At 49.6% G+C, this 16,070-nt stretch carries 19 protein-coding genes; 1 reads left to right on the top strand and 18 read right to left on the bottom strand.

All coding sequences use genetic code 11. The annotated features are described in order from the left end of the window. The first annotated feature begins 75 nt into the window (after window positions 1–75). Window positions 76–615: a DUF4143 domain-containing protein gene (locus NFS31_RS07415; RefSeq protein ID WP_275563878.1), complete on the top strand. Its 540-nt coding sequence runs from the start codon at window positions 76–78 to the stop codon at window positions 613–615. 60 nt (window positions 616–675) lie between these two features. On the opposite strand, the gene NFS31_RS07410 is transcribed toward NFS31_RS07415, so the two are convergent. From NFS31_RS07410 to NFS31_RS07325, 18 genes are all read right to left on the bottom strand, one after another. Continuing rightward, window positions 676–969, bottom strand: a complete 294-nt coding sequence (locus tag NFS31_RS07410) for a PBECR4 domain-containing protein (protein ID WP_251493108.1) — start codon at window positions 967–969, stop codon at window positions 676–678. 123 nt (window positions 970–1,092) lie between these two features. Then, window positions 1,093–1,692: a hypothetical protein gene (locus tag NFS31_RS07405; RefSeq protein WP_251493106.1), complete on the bottom strand. Its 600-nt coding sequence runs from the start codon at window positions 1,690–1,692 to the stop codon at window positions 1,093–1,095. Window positions 1,693–1,933: 241 nt separating this feature from the next. Continuing rightward, complete coding sequence (locus NFS31_RS07400; protein WP_251493104.1) at window positions 1,934–2,101, bottom strand: hypothetical protein; 168 nt, start codon at window positions 2,099–2,101, stop codon at window positions 1,934–1,936. Between the two features lie 157 nt (window positions 2,102–2,258). Then, the gene (locus tag NFS31_RS07395) at window positions 2,259–3,254 is read right to left on the bottom strand and encodes a class I SAM-dependent methyltransferase (protein ID WP_251493102.1); all 996 of its coding nucleotides are present in this window, start codon (window positions 3,252–3,254) and stop codon (window positions 2,259–2,261) included. A gap of 301 nt (window positions 3,255–3,555) precedes the next feature. Beyond that, the gene (locus NFS31_RS07390; protein ID WP_251493100.1) at window positions 3,556–4,752 is read right to left on the bottom strand and encodes a glycosyltransferase; all 1,197 of its coding nucleotides are present in this window, start codon (window positions 4,750–4,752) and stop codon (window positions 3,556–3,558) included. Between the two features lie 113 nt (window positions 4,753–4,865). Then, window positions 4,866–6,494 (bottom strand): glycosyltransferase, encoded by a 1,629-nt coding sequence (locus NFS31_RS07385; protein ID WP_251493098.1) that lies wholly within the window; start codon window positions 6,492–6,494, stop codon window positions 4,866–4,868. A 42-nt stretch (window positions 6,495–6,536) separates the two neighbouring features. Continuing rightward, a complete protein-coding gene (locus NFS31_RS07380) occupies window positions 6,537–7,253 on the bottom strand; it encodes a transaldolase (RefSeq protein WP_251493096.1) in 717 nt (238 codons plus the stop codon). Between the two features lie 86 nt (window positions 7,254–7,339). Further along, the gene (locus tag NFS31_RS07375; RefSeq protein ID WP_251493094.1) at window positions 7,340–7,900 is read right to left on the bottom strand and encodes an SIS domain-containing protein; all 561 of its coding nucleotides are present in this window, start codon (window positions 7,898–7,900) and stop codon (window positions 7,340–7,342) included. Window positions 7,901–7,947: 47 nt separating this feature from the next. Then, the gene (locus NFS31_RS07370) at window positions 7,948–9,282 is read right to left on the bottom strand and encodes an HAD-IIIA family hydrolase (RefSeq protein ID WP_251493139.1); all 1,335 of its coding nucleotides are present in this window, start codon (window positions 9,280–9,282) and stop codon (window positions 7,948–7,950) included. Continuing rightward, window positions 9,282–10,256, bottom strand: coding sequence for a GHMP family kinase ATP-binding protein (locus NFS31_RS07365; protein WP_251493092.1), 975 nt, complete (start codon window positions 10,254–10,256; stop codon window positions 9,282–9,284). Before NFS31_RS07365 ends, NFS31_RS07370 begins: the two co-directional genes overlap by 1 nt. Then, window positions 10,250–11,104, bottom strand: a complete 855-nt coding sequence (locus NFS31_RS07360; protein WP_251493090.1) for a TylF/MycF/NovP-related O-methyltransferase — start codon at window positions 11,102–11,104, stop codon at window positions 10,250–10,252. The genes NFS31_RS07365 and NFS31_RS07360 overlap by 7 nt, the downstream gene beginning before the upstream one ends. After that, window positions 11,101–12,060, bottom strand: coding sequence for an NAD-dependent epimerase/dehydratase family protein (locus NFS31_RS07355; protein ID WP_251493088.1), 960 nt, complete (start codon window positions 12,058–12,060; stop codon window positions 11,101–11,103). Before NFS31_RS07355 ends, NFS31_RS07360 begins: the two co-directional genes overlap by 4 nt. A gap of 24 nt (window positions 12,061–12,084) precedes the next feature. Beyond that, complete coding sequence (locus NFS31_RS07350; protein ID WP_251493086.1) at window positions 12,085–13,179, bottom strand: class I SAM-dependent methyltransferase; 1,095 nt, start codon at window positions 13,177–13,179, stop codon at window positions 12,085–12,087. A 91-nt stretch (window positions 13,180–13,270) separates the two neighbouring features. Further along, window positions 13,271–14,158: a TylF/MycF/NovP-related O-methyltransferase gene (locus NFS31_RS07345; protein WP_251493084.1), complete on the bottom strand. Its 888-nt coding sequence runs from the start codon at window positions 14,156–14,158 to the stop codon at window positions 13,271–13,273. 13 nt (window positions 14,159–14,171) lie between these two features. Next, window positions 14,172–14,768 carry a recombinase family protein gene (locus NFS31_RS07340; RefSeq protein ID WP_251493082.1) on the bottom strand — a complete coding sequence of 199 codons (597 nt, stop codon included), beginning with the start codon at window positions 14,766–14,768 and terminating at the stop codon, window positions 14,172–14,174. Between the two features lie 351 nt (window positions 14,769–15,119). Beyond that, complete coding sequence (locus NFS31_RS07335; RefSeq protein WP_251493080.1) at window positions 15,120–15,545, bottom strand: PIN domain-containing protein; 426 nt, start codon at window positions 15,543–15,545, stop codon at window positions 15,120–15,122. Further along, entirely contained in the window at window positions 15,520–15,780 is a 261-nt protein-coding gene (locus tag NFS31_RS07330) for a hypothetical protein (RefSeq protein ID WP_251493078.1), read from the bottom strand. Before NFS31_RS07330 ends, NFS31_RS07335 begins: the two co-directional genes overlap by 26 nt. Window positions 15,781–15,786: 6 nt before the next feature. Continuing rightward, window positions 15,787–15,924: a type II toxin-antitoxin system RelE/ParE family toxin gene (locus tag NFS31_RS07325; RefSeq protein WP_251493076.1), complete on the bottom strand. Its 138-nt coding sequence runs from the start codon at window positions 15,922–15,924 to the stop codon at window positions 15,787–15,789. Window positions 15,925–16,070: the final 146 nt, after the last annotated feature.

Genomic DNA, 16,070 nt, shown 5'->3' with positions numbered 1-16,070 from the left:
ATTTGTTTTAAATAGATATATTTTGATCCTTTTAAAATTTGACCAGAGTGTTTTTAATGCAACAGTTCAGACAACCTGAACTGTTACTTTTTAAGACACTCTCTAAACCGCCGTCCGGCGCAGCTTCAAAAGCATGAAAAGAAATTCCGTCTGTCCTCCCTGAAAAAGCAGGCCCGTTTCAGGGATTATGAGGATGCTTTATTCTGGCTGGATGACGCAATGATTGTAAATATTTGCTATAACTCCACTTCGCCGAATATCGGGCTGAAGCTAAACATGGATCGTATGACGCTTAAGTGCTATATGGGAGATACGGGCCTCCTGATCAGCCATGCGTTTGATGAGAACGGAATCGTCAGTGAAGAGCTGTATAAAAAATTGCTGTTTGACAAGCTCGAAGTGAATAAAGGAATGATCACAGAAAATATCGTCGCCCAGATGCTTGCCGCAAGCGGGCATAAGCTGTATTTTTATTCCAATCCTTCAAGGAGCGACAGCGCAGACCGGAGATTTGAAAGAGGCGGACGGAATTTTATACCTGCTGCTGTATATGACGCCATTGTTGTGAGCGCACAAATTTTAACGCTACTTGTAAAATATGGCGTTCGCCTCTAAATCCCTCCAAAAACTCAGCCCTGCTGAACTCTCCCGCACCCGTCATCGCTATCCCTGAGCTCAGGGCTTTATTATAACCAGCGTTCCGCACAGATCCGCCAGCGGAACTTTACATAACCGGATTCCCGTTTCTTCCTGAAACATCTCTACCGCAATCCTGACTCCCTCTAAAGAAGAGCTGTTAAAATCATTTTGCAGCAGATAGTCCGCCCGGATCACCGAGAAGGTATGTACTTTGGAATTGTATCGGAAGATAATTTTGTTGCTGTCCAGAAATTCTTCCAGTTGGGCAAGCGGTTTCAGACGCGATTCCATCTGCTGAAAAAATGCGCTCTGGGATTGGATAAAAAACACAACAGAAACACACAGGACAGACAATCTCCTCAGAACCCTTCCGGAAGATCCTCCCTGCTGATAGCCCCTGCGTCCAAGGTTGCTATCTTCTCTTTCGACGAGTGTATAGCTGTGCAAAAAACATCAAATAATCCTATATCTATGTTCATTTGAATCAACCATATAAGAACTGTCTTTCCAAAATCTTTCACCAGTAGAAACATCTCTGTAATATACGCCGCCAGCAGGTTCGAGTGTCAGGATATCAGACCCTCGCTGTATTTGTACCAGGTCTGTCCTGGATCCGCCAAGAATAGCTAAAAATATTGCTCCTGCGCCAATTATAAAGAAAATGCCGGTTGCAACAGCAAAAAATATAAATATGCCCAGCAATATGCGGACAACCCCTACCCAAACGCCTCTCATACCGCACGTAAAAACGCTCCATATTATTGTCAGGGCAATCGGCAGAAGCAATGATAAAAATATAAATAGATCCGGGTATCCACTTTTTGACAAAAAAAATGCCGCTGCAGGGGAAACCGCAACCAAGCCTGTCAAAGGTACACTGCAAAGCCTTATTGAACGAGCGCCAACAGTGATTTCCGACCTCCAGATACGTTTCAGAAAATATTCAAGTTTGGACATAAGCAATATTACAACAAGGCTTAATAAAATTCCAAAAACTATTACACAGGCTATTGTAGGAGCCGCGCCAAAGCGTTCTGCAAGCTTTTCAAGCATAATTTTTACCTCTCAACTATAATCCCATAAATAAGTAAAAACACACCCTCCCCCGGAATCAGATGGACTTTAACAGACGTAATCTTTTACAAAACATCCCATATACCCCAGGCAGCGCGGAAAATCATCTCCGTATGGGCTGATCATAACCGAAACAGGAAGCCGCGGCAAATGTTCGTTTCACAGCTTCCTGAATAATTGATACATATAGCAAACTCCTGTTTTTAAAGAATGTCAACGTCTACCCGTTTTTAAGCGGGGGCTGCTGGTAAAGCTTACGTTCAATCTGCCGCCGTTCAATCGCGATCTGTTTCAATACAGCCTCCTCTTTCGCAACGGCCTCAATCCGTTCTAATATGGAGAGCTGGTCAAAAAGATATCCGTTATATTCTTTTTCGGTTGTTGGCATACTGTTTTCACCTCCTCCTGAGCGGCTGAAAAGAAGCCTTGTCTCTGCACTTGTATTATACCACCTTTCATCGTTAATTGCTATCCCTTCCGCAGCACCATTTCTGGCGCCGTGTAAAAATATTTTGCAAATACATATTTTTATCCCCCGTTTTCTTTCAATAATCCTGTCTGTAATTCCAATTCATACACTCTATATTACCCCAAAAGTGGTTATCGTTATTTTCCACTTCCATAAAATCAATTTCTGAAGGTAAAAACTTACGTATCTTTTTAATATCTCCGGCATCATAACTTATGTTATTTAAAACATTTATGGAATGCTTTTCTAAAATTACGCTCAAATTGTATCCGTATTTTTTAATATGCGCATTGCTGCAGTCAAATCCTGCCAATACTAAATGATATAATAGTAACCCGGCATTCCATACGCTGACATGGCCACCGACAATAAGTTCTTCAAGAGGCGGAACAGTAATTGCCAGAATACCATTTTCTTTTATCAAAGAATGAATCTTTTTCAAAAAATTGTGAGGGTTAAGCTGGTGTTCCAGCACATGTGCGCACCAAACGCAATCCCACTGTTGCGTACTTTCAAATTTGTTGATATCCTCTACAATAAGACTTATTTTGCTGTCCTTTTTTCTTCTTTTAAAATATATGGAATCACCATAATCTATTGCGGTAACAGCTTTTCCATTTTTTAAAAAAATTTCACTGTGCAGGCCCTGCCCGCATCCTATATCTAAAACAGAATCAAACCGGAAATTTTTCAGCAAAAAGTCAAGCGCCTCATCAGCGCTTAGCGGAGCGCAAATTGAACCCCAATTATTTTTTATGTGATAATCAAATGTAGCCATAGATGACGTCTCCGATACACCTACAATATCGCGCAGGTTATCTAACATTGATTTTTTATATAAAAAACTGGATACAATGAAAAAAGCATTTTTATTATCACATTCTTCGTAGCGGATTGCTGATACTCCATCCCCATTTTTGTCAATAAATTTTTTCACGGGTATTTCATTTTCATTCAAAAGCTTTGCAAGCTCCTGCCCATGTTCACCTGCGCCAACAATGTAAAGATCTATTCCGGCATTGCTGATTTCCTTACATTTATGAATAAAATCCTCTTTATTACTAAACTCCATTTTTTCTCCTTTTTAAGTTAATGTACTCTCGGAATCTCGCTGTGCCTGATTTTGTGAGATGATTTTTTGTCAGATGTGCACAAATTTATGAGGCGTACGTGGAGCGTACGTTGATTAAATTTGGGTGCATCTGGCGGAAAATCAGCCGCAAAAGCAGGTGCAGAGAGATTCCGAGAGTACATGTTACTATAAACTTACTTAGAGCTCCGTTTTTCAGCCATTTTATTGTAATCGCCTACGGAAAAGAAACCATTGCCGCATTCCTCCCCGCAGAGGAATATTTTTACTCAAAATGCCCCTTTCAAAAACCTTCCGGAAGATCCTCACCGCTGATGGCCCCTGCGTCCATGGCTGCTATCTTTTCTTCCGGAATCCCGCATTCCAGCAGAGATTTCCGGATCTCATCCACAATATCCCGATCCAGCACCGCGATCGCCACGTAGTCAAACTCTGCCTCAAGAAGCCCCTGCATGCCCTGCACCATATGGCCCTCCAGCATCCGGCCCCCGCTGTAGCTGTCCGCCCAGCAGGCCAGCTCGTACTCCTCTGACTGAGCAAGCATCCTTATTATCTGCACCCCAACCGTCCCCGCCCCGTACACAGCCACCCGGCTGCCTTTTTTCACCTGGGGGTACGGGTACAGAAACTCACGCGGCCTTTCCAGAAGGATGCTGTAATCACAGTTCATGATATACCAGATTTCCAGAAACACCATATGTAAATACAGCTCGCGGCTGCAGCCGTGCGCGGCCATCTGTTCCTTCGCGATCCGGAACCAGATCTTAAGCCCCTCAAGGGACGCCCTGTTCAGCGTATGCGTGATCGAGTCCTCCCGCATCACATAGTGGTATCCCGCTTCCTTCATCAGGAACACAGTCTTTGCCTTTGGCATACAGAGGATGAGGTGCGCATGATCCTCTCCCATCGATATCCGGTCATCCATTTTCGCACGCATTCTCTGAAACAGTTCCCGCTTAAATCCCCAGCACCAGAGCGTCCCGCGCAGCGGACGCCTGAAACAGCAATCCGTACGGATCAGCAGAGGAAACAGTTTTTCCATCACCTCTGCGCCTTCATATAGGCCCTCCGGTATATCTGACTGAATGAAGGAGCTCCTGCCCTCATATTCCTTGTAATACCCCTCCATATACACCATGTCAGCGCCCGTCCTGGCTCCCCGCTCTGCAAAATTCCGCATCCGGTCCGGCTCGATCCAGTCATCCCCGTCCACGCTGCACACATAATCCCCTGACGCCTGCATGGCCCCGGCTGTCCTGGCGCTGACCAGGCCGCCGTTTTCTTTGTGAATCACGCGTATCCGGCTGTCTCTGCCGGCATAGCGGTCACAAATACCTCCGGAAGCGTCCGACGATCCGTCGTCAACCAGGATGATTTCAATATTCCTGTATGTCTGATTGATAAGGCTTTCTATACAGCGTTCTATGTACCTCTCTATGTTGTATACAGGCACAACAATACTTATCCTGCTGTTCTCCATCCGCCTGTCCTCCCGCTTTTGCTAACAGTTCAGACAGGCTGGACTGTTACAGCTTTTGCGTATCCGGCAATGACGATTTTCCGCCCCCGGCCTGAATTTTCCAGGCCGGTTCCTCATGTATCCGGAAATCCGTCCCGCAGCTTCTTATATAATTCATATCTCATCCAGATATACAGCGCGCTGTTCATATACTGCGGTTCACAGCCATGCCTGAAATCCTCGTCTGCAAAACGCAGCTCTTTTGGCAGGGAAAGCTCCATCACCTTCACCCCGGCCGCCCTGCACCGGCTGAGGAAATCATCCTCCATCTCAGCAAACATCTCGTTGTTTCGCCGTATTTCCTCAATTCCGTCAAATTCCCGCGTGCTGTCCATGTTCCCGTACCGCTCGGACATCCGGTTCCTGACTAACACAACCGAAACCAGTTCCCGTTTGGAGCTCAAAGCTTCCTCCAGCTTCCGGCGCGCCCGTCTCCACAAATCCATAAACTCCGGCGTCCCGCTTGCAATCCTTCGCTTCACTGGCGGCGCGCCCTCCGCGCCCAGATATGCCTCGCTTTCCGTCATGTATGCGCCTCCCTGCATCTCAAGAACCGGGTTGCGCTCTTCCAGGAAATCCATAAACAAAATGGTCTTTTCCGTCAACTGGCTGATGGCTTCTGCAAAAGCCCCGCTTATATCCTGTTCCACCTGCCGCTTCCTGAGACGGTTATCGTGCCTTACCTCAACAGCCTCATGGTACGACATGGCTGCCGCCAGGCCGGAAAAAGCGAAATGCTCCAGCTTTTTTAAGGGCGCGGTCGTGCTCTGTACGATCCAGCGCAGCGCAAAGCTCCCCATACAGATGTGTCTTTTAAATTCATACAGATGCCGACAGCCAAACTGCTCCTCCAGAAAATCCTTTCTGATTCCCTGTAATAACCGCAGGGCTTCCTCATTTCCCGCCTCTCTTGCGAGCTGTTCCCGCCAGAACACATCATGCGCAATATAGGCTTCAATCGCCAGGCGGTACCGCTTAAAGATCCCCCTCTCCCGGGCCTGTGAAAGGCCAAATTCGAGGGTTCTTCTAAAATCTCCCAATATGCGGATCATGACGTCATGTGACAAATCATCCTTATGGTTGCGCCTGTAAAACACGCCGATTTCCGGAATCAGAACGATTTTCTCCGTTTCGGGGACCAGCACAATATCGTATCCCCAGTCCTCATAACTGAAAATCTCCGGCTGGAACAGTTGCTTTTTTAACAGCCATTCCCTGTTGAAAATTTTTTTCCAGACCACGGGCGCTTCCCCCAGGAGAACCATGATGCGTCCCAGGTCGCCCGTATATGTCCCGGCAGGAAGCGTGGTCGTTTTTTCAATTTTTTCGTTATCTGCTTCAAAATAGCCGATACTGGAGACGTAATCCGCCCCGGTCTCCCCGATCGCCTGGCACAGGGTTTCGATAAAATCTTCCTTAAGCCAGTCGTCTGAGTCCACATAGACGACGTAATCGCCTGACGCCATGCGAAGCCCCTTATTCCTCGCCGCGCCGAGCCCCTTTCGCTCGTCATTGATAACCAGCCGTATCCTTTTATCCCGTTCGCTCCAGCATCTTAAGCGTTCCAGGCTGTCATCCGCTGACTCGTCATATATGACGAGAATTTCCTGCTCCCGGTACGTCTGGCCGCAGATGCTTTCCATACACTGATCGATATATTCCCCCACATTGTAGACAGGGACAATCACACTCACCTTTTTCATCTTACTGTCTGTCTCCCCTCTGTCGGACTGTAAACCGCGATATCAGCATACAACCGAAAACCCCAGCTTCCTCCCGTCTTCCTCAAACATCCGCACCGTCTCCAGGGAAAATTCCTCCAGATCCTTCCCCAGCTCCTTAAGCTTTGAGAGGATGCCCCCGGTCACGGTGATGATATCCGCCCCGCTCCGCTCGGCTTGGATGACGTTGAACACCTCGCGGCAGCTTGCCCATAAACTCCAGACCCCTTTTTGCCGGCAGAGCTGCGCGGCCCGCTTCATGATCTCTTCCGGATCCGTTCCCGTGTCCGCGATCCTGCCCGCAAAGACGGAAACAATGCCCGGGACGCCGTCCTCCAGCGCCTCCAGCACGCCTTCCACCTGCCGGATGCTGAACACGGCCGTCACATTCAGGCGCACGCCCTCCTTTGACAGCTCCGAAATCAGCGGCGCGCTCGACTCCCCGCGCGTGTTTGTCACCGGGATCTTTACATAGACATTTTTCCCGTACCCGGACAGCGCCAGCGCTTCCTTTTTCATGCTCATGAAATCATCTGCAAATACCTCAAATGAGATCGGCCTGTCCGGGATCACTTCCACAGCCCGCTTTGCAAATTCCGTGTAATCCCTCACGCCGGCTTTCCTCATCAGCGTCGGGTTTGTCGTAAATCCCTTTATCCACCCGTTTTGGGCCGCTTCTTCCATTTCCCTGATATCCGCGCCGTCCGCAAAGACGGCGATCTTCAAATCTTCAACCTTCACTTTTTTGTCCCCTGTCTGCTAATGTCAGGTAACCGCTCTGGCTTCTCCTCCCGGTTACGTTTATCACGTCCCGCCTCTTCTTTGGCTCAGGCAATCGCATTCACCAGAAGATGCCAGATGATTCCCTGCCATCCTTCCGCATGCGGCGTTATCCTCTCATCCGCTATCACCGGAATGCGGATGCATGCGTCTGACACCTGTCCGGCGTATCCCCCGTCCCTTGAAACGATGGATATGATCCCCGCCTTCCTCTCTCCGGCCAGTTTCAGCGCCTCCACGATATTGCCCGACGCCTTCTCGTTTCCGCCTCCCACGGATAAAACAAGGACGATGTCCCTTTCTGACAGCCGGGACGTTTTCAGCCATTCCGAAAAGGTCGTATGCCATCCCTCGTCGTTCGCCCTTGCGCTGAACTCGGATACATTGTCCGTGGGGGCGTAGGATTCGATCCCGCCTATCTTGCGGAAATCGTTTACCGCATGGGACGCGTTCGCCGCGCTTCCCCCCACGCCAAGGATGAACAGCCGTCCGCCCCGCTCCCTGGCCGCTGTCAGAAGCCGCGCGCCCTTTTCTATCTCCTCCTGCGAAATCTGCCCTGCTATCTGAATCGTTTCTTTCAGGTAGTTTTCGATATATTCTTTATACATTTGCTTCCTTTCTTCACCGTTCCCCGGAACGTATTTGAAACATGTCCTTAAGTATCCTCCCTTAAGATTCCCTCCAGCTCACGGATGTCTTTCAGCACCCGGTCCGGCCGGTTCCCCTCAAGACGGTGGCACACGTCGCATTTATACTCCCCTAAAAGGGCTGTCTTTAAGCCCGCCCTTTTTCCCGCCAGGACATCCGTATAGGAATCGCCTGCCATCCATGAGTGTTCCATATCGATGTTATATATTTTCAGTATATCTGTGATCAGGCCCGCCTTTGGCTTGCGGCACCCACACCGGCGGATCAGGAACGGGGCCTGCGTCCTCCTGTCTCCCGCCGGGTGATGGGGACACAGGCTGGAGGCTTCCACGCGGATTCCCTTCTCCTGCAGATCACGCGCCATCCATGTGTTGAGATCATACAGAGCTTTTAAGGATACCTTTCCCTTTGCCGCCGCCGGCTGGTTTGTGACAATAAAAAGCAGATATCCCATGTCGGAAACCGCTTTCAGCGTGGAGATGACATCCTCCCTGTACCGGAATTCCTCTTTTGTGAACGGGGAGTCAAGCTGCTCTGTCTCCTCATGAAAGCAAAATTCATTGATCACCCCGTCCCGATCCAGAAACAGCGCCCGGTTTGCCCGGCAAAACCGCTGCTTTGCATAGGCCGCGAATTCATCCCGCGAGGCCGGGCTCCCAATCTCATAAAACCGTTTACAGACTTCCTGGCCCGCCAGCTTCCCTGCCTTTGAAAGGGCGGTCAGAACCTCTGACAGATCGCACGGTTTCCCCGGTTCAATACCTGCCAGAACCTCCTTTGACAGCATGGATACGCCATAATCGATATACTGCATATCTGCGCTGCGCTCTGCCTTGTCGTACAGAAAGAGCGTCCCGTCCCGGAAGATCACGTTGCTCGTATCATACCGGCCCTCATTTTTAAGGACCGCCATCACGCCGGCTTTCCCCGCCTCCCTTTCCAGGCGGCTCCGGTATACAAGCTCCCGGTAATCCATATCCATAAAGGAGTCCCCGTAGAGCAGGATAAAATGCTCATCGAGCATCGCCTCCGCCTTCTTTAACGCCCCGCCTGTCCCTAGCTGCGTCCGGCCGTCGCGGGAATAACGGATCTCCAAGCCCTGCCCGGATCCGTCGCCATAGTATTCTTCGATCTGATCCGCCTGATGCCCGACCAGAAATAAAAAACGCCAAAATCCCCATCTCTTTAACAGCATCAGCTCGTAATCAAAAAAAGGACGTCCGTTGATGTCAGCCATTGCCTTGGGCCGATCCGTAAGCCCCAGGCGCGTCCCCAGCCCTCCCATCAGTACCACAACCTGCGTATCCGCCGCCGGATCCCTGTTCCAGTCCTGCCTTGTCATCACAGCCGCTTTGCCCCCTCTTTATCAAACCGGAAACGGATTTCCTTAAGCCCTAGGCGTCCCATGGCCCGGCGCAGATCCGCCTTGTTTTCCGCGTAAAACATCAGGAACCCGCCTCCCCCGGCCCCGATCAGCTTTCCGCCGATCGCCCCGTTTTTTAAGGCGTATTCATACCACCCGTCGATCTCCGGGTTGCTCATCCCCCCGGACCGCTTTTTCTTGTATTCCCAGTGGACATTCATGATATCCGCAAACCGGCGTAAATCTCCTCTTTCCAGGGCCTTTCGGCTCTCCATTCCCATCTCCTTCACAAAATCGAGGTTTTTAAGCATTTCCTCATCATGGCCCCGGCTTTTTGTATCCTGCTCTTCCAGAAGCTTCCCGGCCCGGTGGGAGTAACCGGTAAAAAACAGCATCAGATTGTCCTCCAGGTCATAGAGCGTCTCCTCCGTCACGTTTAAGGGCTCTACCTCCACAAAGCCGTCTTTGCGGATCGTCATGCAGTTGATCCCGCCGTAAGCCGAAATGTACTGATCCTGCTTGCCGATGGGCTCCCCCAGCCGGCCTATCTCGATCTCGCAGGCTTCCTCGGCGAGCTGCCTGGTCCCTGTGATATCCCCCTTATAACTGTGGAGAGCCTTAAGGAGCGCTGCTGTAAAAGCGCCGGAGGATCCCAGCCCTGTCCCTGCGGGGATATCCGCCATGGAACAGATCTCAAGAGGTTCTTTTTCAAGCCCCAGCATCTTAAGCGCCTCCCTGGCGATTGGGTGCTCCAGCTCCCCGGCCTCCTTAACGCGCTCCAGCTTTGAATATTTCAGCAGGATCGTCTGGTCAAAGGTGCGGTTAATCAGGATATAGACATACCGGTCGATGGCGGCGGAGAGCAGGAAACCCTCCCTCTTTTCGTAGTAAGAAGCCAGATCCGTCCCCCCGCCTCCCAGGGTGATCCGAAGCGGGCTGCGCGTGATCAGCATGTCCCCCTCCCTTTTTTCACAAAAGCCACGCTCTGCGTGTCGCCGATCGGCGTAAAGCCGGCATGGAACCGTTCTGAGAACTCCTCGATCGCCTTCTTTGTGCCCGCATAGGCAAAGGAAAAATAATCATGCACGAAAATATACCCGTTCTCCGCCAGCCTGGGCCAGAAATATTCGAGCCCGGCCAGAATCGGCTTGTACAGATCCACATCGATATTTACAAATGCATAGCGCTCGTCCTCCAGCCCGGCCGCCGTCTCCGGAAAATATCCTTTCCGTATCACACAGCGCTCCGGGTGCGGCATCCGGCCCATCACATACTCCACGGAGGTATTAGACAATTTTCCCACGGTGTCTAACAGGAGATTGTTCTCGGTCTCATAATTCATATCCTCCTCCGGAAAGCCCTCAAACGTATCAAACAGGTAGAGCTTCCGGTCAGGGAACACGGTATTAATGACCTTTGCGAAATCCCCCCTGTAAACGCCCAGCTCCGCCACCGCCCCGGAAACCTCCTTATCCTCAAGGATCATGGCAATTTTCTCCAGGCAGTCGCGCCTGGCGCGGGTATTTAAGTCCACAAACCGGCAGATAATGCGCTCCTCCGGGAATCCGTTTTGGATCAAATATTCCACCACATCCTCATAACCGGTCAGGATCCCCATCACCACAAGGTCAGGCCGCGCTTCTAAAATCGCTTCCCTGCCCTTCACCTCCAGGCCGTCAATCCGGCTCCCGATCAAGGCCGGGTTCCCGTCAACAAAGTATTGGACGGCATACTGGCGCTTTACCTCCTCATACACGTGCTTTGCAGTTGTCGCCGCTCCGTAGATCACAGCCGTTTTCATTGTTTTTCTCCCTTCATGCCCTGATACATGGATGAAACTGACATCTCAATTGCCTGAGGAGTTGTATAGCGGTTCGCCCATCCGAGTTTCCTGATTTTCGCACTGTCCAGCCGCACGACCGGTACATCCCCCTTCCAGCCCCGATCGCCTCCGGTATAGCGGTATTCCACATGCCCAAGGCCCATAATCCGGGCTGTGATATCCGCAATCTCCGTCACAGTGATGTGGTCCAGGGTGGCGACATTGTAATAGGTATATCCCCGCAGCGCCTTCCTCTCCACAGTCCTTAAAGCGTCTGTAATATCATCAATATAGATGTACGATTTGCTCTGCGTCCCGTCCCCCAGGATCTCCAGCTCCCCCGGGTCTTTTGACAGCTTTTTCAGGAAATCATAGCCGACGCCGTGGGTCTGGTTCGGTCCGACCACATTGGCAAAACGGAAGGCGGCGGCGTCCATATCAAACATATGGCAGTAGGAGCATATCAGGGCCTCGCAGGCCAGCTTGCTCGCCCCGTACGTAGAGGAAGGCAGCAGCGGAGAAAAATCCTCGTCCGTAACCGTAGCGCCCACATCGCCGTACACGCCGCTCCCGGATGCATAGAGCAGCTTTTTTACCCTGTTCTTTCGCATTGCCTCAAGCACGTTATTGATCAGAAATGTCCCTTCCCAGAAGTCAATATCCGGCTGTGAGACAGCCTTTGAGATATCAGGGTTTGAGGCCAGGCTGTATACAATATCCATCCCTTTCACAGCCTCTGCCAGCTTCCCGGCGTCCTTTATATCTGCTTTTATGATATGTACCCGCGTGCTTCCCCGTATCTCCCCCAGATGTTCTTCCCTTCCGGAAGAAAAATTGTCATAGATATACAGCTCTGCCTCCGGCTCCTCGTGAAACAGGCGCTTTGCGACGTGGCTGCCGATAAAGCCGGCCCCTCCGGCGATTAAATAGTTCATCTCTCCTCTTCCTCCCTGTATCTGTTACCGCCGATCATCCCAGAGAAATCCGGACAATTTTTTTATAGACCGTGCCGGAACTCCCTTTTCCAGCAATTCCTTCTCGATCTCGTCTTCATACGTTGTGCTGCATATATAAATGTCCCCGCAGGCCGCCAGCTTTTCCGCCGTAGGATACAAAACGGCATAACCCCTGTGGCCCGTCCCGGCTTTTCTTATATTGCCGTCAAAAATGTTTGTTACAGCCCTCTCGCCATCTATCCTGTACAGCTCATCCAGCAGTTGATCGCAAACCGCACCGCACCCGTAAAGAGCTGCTCCTGAGCGCTTTATTTCATCAGCCGCCTTTTTAAAGTCGATCCGCTTCATATTCTGGTACGCTCCCTGATTGGGATATTTTACCGGCTTTTCGCCGCCCGCTTTCTCAGCGAAACATATGAGCGCTATCTGATCCGCGTTTTTCACAGCCTTTAATGACGCAATATAGCTGTCCAGTTGTTCCGGCGTCCGAAAAATGCGCAAATCATCTGAAAAAAACGTTACATAAGGCCCTTTGTTTTTTGTTCCCTGGCATATCAGAAATTCCAGTTCAAGCAGCTTCACAAAAAAGCTGTTTGTACTGTAATAATCCTGGAAAAATGTAGGCGATATGGAATAAAACCCGTGATTGATCCACCCGTCTGAAGGTGAAAGATGCATAATCAATCCCCCTTCTTTCACCATGCCGGACATATTTTCCATGGCCTTTGCTATATCAAATACATGCTCCAGAGTCCCGCCATTGATCACATAGTCAAACGAACCTTTCAGCGAATCCGGCAGCGGATCATTCAGATCAAATATAATATCCGCGCCTTCATATTCAGAGTAATCCACCGCGTGAACCTCCTGAAATCCCAGCATTTTAAAAAAATCACAGGAATCGATCTCCTTTTGGCTGCTGATCCGTTCCGCCAATGCTCTGTCATATGGATATCCCAACTCCCTGATAATCGACAAAAAGGGATCCATCTCCAGGCTGATATACTGCTTTCCCATCATAGCCAGCGTCTTTCCTTCTATCCCCCTCTTTTCCGCTATCTGTAAAAACTGAACAATCTCCGATGCCAGTAAACCCATCTCTTTCCTCTCCTCCAACAAGTTTAAAAAACAGGTCAATGTATAGTGAAATTCTGTTTCTCTTTTTGTGTTTTACCGGATAAACCGCCCTTTATCCAAGCGGCTTTGCAATCGCCACGGACGTCCTGTCCGGCAGGCAGACATATCCCGTATGGTTTTCCATGCAAAACTGCTTCACAGCCTCTCCTATCCCATCATAAATTCCATAATCATGCACAAAAATATATCCCCCCGCACTCAAACGCGGCCAGAAAAACATGAGCGCGTCATAGGTGGGCTGGTAAATATCCATATCCAGGTTCACAAAGGCAAATGTATCCTCAACGCCCTCAAATGTATCCGGCACAAACCCCTTCTTAACTATAACCTGGCCGCGGTACGCCATCTTGCCCATAACGAGATCGACAGACGTATCCTTTAACATATGGATCCATTCGTCCGTCTGGGCCACATTATCCCTGTGTCCCGCTACCTGGCCTTCCTGGAATCCCTCAAAGGAATCAAAAAGATACAGCTTCCTGTCAGGAAACAGGACATTCATCCATTTTGCAAAATCCCCCTTGTAAACGCCTGCTTCCGCTATATTTCCCGGAATCTTATCTCGGTGAATCTCCCTGGATGCCAGAACCAGGGAGCCAAACCTCCCGTCGCCGTAAAAATCACCGATATACTCATCACGGACATACCGCCTCAGTTCACTCCTGAGCTCCGTATAATATCTCTGGTTGTTAGATGCCACCAGCACAAAGCCTTTCCCATTTTCCCACTCCATTTCAGATAAATCTGAAGCAGACAGTATTTCTTCATTTTCAATGCTTGCTTTATTATCAACTGCTGTAACATTCTCTATCCCGCATTGGTTTTTCAGCATATCATATATTTTTCTCCCCAGATCTCCGTATGGATAGATGAAGATTTTCCCTTTTCTCTCCCTGTTTTCTTCCGCCTTACATGCTTCCTTATGGCTGTAACTGTCCATTTTATTTCTCCTTTCATTTCATCTGCTTTACCCGCCTGTAAAAAGTCCCCCGTGAAAAGCCGCACAGCCTCGCCGCTTCCTCCACGCTGATCTCCCTTGCCGCCCATCTTCTGTAAACACGGGAAAAATCATCCGGCGTCGGCAGGGGGCTTCTCCCAAATTTCCTTCCCTCCCGCTTCGCCTTCTCAATCCCCTCCCGCTGCCTGCGCCTGCGCGCAGCCTTTTCTGATTCTGACACATAGTCCAGTAAATCCAGCACAAGATCCGCAATCAGGCTGCCATACTGCAGCTTTCCGCGCCTCGTGTCCACAAGGGGCATCTCGAGAATCGATATGTCAATCCGCTTCACCTTTGTCAGCAGCCCCCACTGATCCCGGATCGACGGATAACTGTCCCCAAGGGCGCTCAAGCTCCGGATATACAGAAGATCCCCCGGTTTCAAAAGCTTAAGAAGTCTCCTGTAGTGCAGGCTGCCTTCCCCATCCCCCGGGCCTGCATCATCCACAAAAATATGATCCTCCTCTACCTGCATCTCCCGCATGACAGCGGCCTGCTCCCCGGCATCCGCCCCACCCGGGATAATCCGGCAGTATGCATATACCTCCCCCATCCATCACACCTCCATCTCTCCTGCGCCGGAGTCTGCATAACCGGAATCCGTTTCACAATATAGGCTTTGTGAATATATCGGATTTATCCAGTTATGTATACATTTTTGAATTCCTTTTTTCTTTTCTAAAACATGTCTATTTTATACTATTATCGGCCGGAAATCAAGAATAATAAGCACATTTTTTGTTAATTCTGACAGAATACAATCAGGAAATCCCTTATAAAGAAATGTATACATTTTTGAATTCCTTTTTATTTATAATATACTCCCGGAATCTCTCTGGGAGTACATTTATGCTGAACAGCGCCCTGTTAATGAATTTGTTCTTTAAAGCCTCCCTGTACTGGCTCACACTTCCATAAGCCCCAAAAAATGTTGCGGCGTTACAGCTTTCACCCGGGAATGCCGAAAGTCTTCCACATTCCTCGTGACAATAAAATCCGCTGAAATTTCTTCTGCGCATACATCCTGCAGGCAGTCTTCAAAATCCGAAAACTCAAAATTTTCTATCGCGCCACATACTTTCTCATGGCTCGCCCCCGTCACCTGCAGCACAAAACATAACCTTTTCAGCATCTCCCGCCTGGCAGTCTCCGAATGGCTCTTTCGCAAAATATAGAAAATATTGGGCAGGCTGTGAAATGCAATATAGCCCTGCGCACGCCCGGCCGCACAGATACGGATCACATTTCTGGCGTCATTATAGTAAGGTTGCCTCATCGTCAGAAAATCCAGTGCTACATTTGTATCAATCAATATGACCATACCGTTCATCCCTGGCCTGCTCCAATTCCCTGTCATAATCTAATTCCTGCGATACAGGAACCAGCATCTGTTCCAATTCTGAGAAGGCCCTCATTTCAGGCGTTGTGGTTTCCTCTTCCACAAAGCGCCGTTCAGGGCTAAACGTTTTGCCTTTCAGCGTATGCATATATCGTATAATATTCGGCATCTGTTCCTCCGGCATCTGTTCCATTAATTGAATGGCTTCCCGTCTCAATGCTGTCATTTTCCATCACCTCTTAATCTGCTCATACACTTTCATGGCGCTTTCTATTCCAAACCGGTCAAAATAGTAGTCCATAATATTGTCCAGATCAGAAACTGCGGCTTCCAGATATTTAACCTTCATATCTTCGCCTAAACCTTTCATCCAGTTCATCCTGCGTATAAGTCTTTGCCCCATGAATCCTTGCGTTCTCGGCAGCCAGCACCCTGCTTCTCATCAACAGCAGTTCTTCTCTCTGCTCAAATGCCTCCAGGCTCATAAACACGCCGTCTCCCGTGCCATTGATTGTA

This window comes from Otoolea muris, from assembly GCF_943193115.1.
GTDB classification, from domain to species: domain Bacteria; phylum Bacillota; class Clostridia; order Lachnospirales; family Lachnospiraceae; genus Otoolea; species Otoolea muris.
This window is presented reverse-complemented; position numbering and strand designations above follow the sequence as displayed.